Source organism: Priestia sp. P5 (assembly GCF_029522155.1).
Lineage (GTDB): Bacteria > Bacillota > Bacilli > Bacillales > Bacillaceae_H > Priestia > Priestia megaterium_E.
The window spans coordinates 1-1,218 of record NZ_JAKWFJ010000021.1; the positions used below are offsets into that span (position 1 = coordinate 1).

Below are 1,218 nucleotides of genomic sequence, written 5' to 3' on the forward strand. Positions count from 1 at the left end.
ACAACATGAGGCTAGCCCTAAAGCTATTTCGGAGAGAACCAGCTATCTCCAGGTTCGATTGGAATTTCTCCGCTACCCACACCTCATCCCCGCACTTTTCAACGTGCGTGGGTTCGGGCCTCCATTCAGTGTTACCTGAACTTCACCCTGGACATGGGTAGATCACCTGGTTTCGGGTCTACAACCACATACTAAACGCCCTATTCAGACTCGCTTTCGCTACGGCTCCGCCTTATCAGCTTAACCTTGCATGGGATCGTAACTCGCCGGTTCATTCTACAAAAGGCACGCCATCACCCGTTAACGGGCTCTGACTACTTGTAGGCACACGGTTTCAGGATCTCTTTCACTCCCCTTCCGGGGTGCTTTTCACCTTTCCCTCACGGTACTGGTTCACTATCGGTCACTAGGTAGTATTTAGCCTTGGGAGATGGTCCTCCCAGCTTCCGACGGAATTTCACGTGTTCCGCCGTACTCAGGATCCACTCAAGAGGGAACGAAGTTTCAACTACAGGGTTGTTACCTTCTTCGACGGACCTTTCCAGGTCGCTTCATTTACTTCGTTCCTTTGTAACTCCGTATAGAGTGTCCTACAACCCCAAGAGGCAAGCCTCTTGGTTTGGGCTAATTCCGTTTCGCTCGCCGCTACTCAGGAAATCGCATTTGCTTTCTCTTCCTCCGGGTACTTAGATGTTTCAGTTCCCCGGGTCTGCCTTCAATATCCTATGTATTCAGATAAAGATACTGTTCCATTACGAACAGTGGGTTTCCCCATTCGGAAATCTCCGGATCAAAGCTCACTTACAGCTCCCCGAAGCATATCGGTGTTAGTCCCGTCCTTCATCGGCTCCTAGTGCCAAGGCATTCACCGTGCGCCCTTTCTAACTTAACCATTAGCGAATAAATGGTACAACATACTGTTGTGTTATTTATTGGTTTGATTAAAGAAAAGTTTCACTTTTCCTCAGCAATTACTGTTATCTAGTTTTCAAAGAACAATCGCAACCAAAATTCTTCTTATCTAATAAGAAGAAAGTAGTGTGCTTTCTATAATTGAGAGATTGAACTCTCAAAACTGAACAAAGTGTCAAAACGTACGTCATGTAAAAATCCTTAGAAAGGAGGTGATCCAGCCGCACCTTCCGATACGGCTACCTTGTTACGACTTCACCCCAATCATCTGTCCCACCTTAGGCGGCTAGCTCCTTACGGTTACTC

The 1,218-nt window shown here is 47.1% G+C and carries 2 rRNA genes; both read right to left on the bottom strand.

The features are described from left to right. Positions 1-892 (bottom strand): 23S ribosomal RNA (locus MMB69_RS27160); the annotation flags it as partial. A gap of 225 nt (positions 893-1,117) precedes the next feature. After that, positions 1,118-1,218 (bottom strand): 16S ribosomal RNA (locus MMB69_RS27165); the annotation flags it as partial.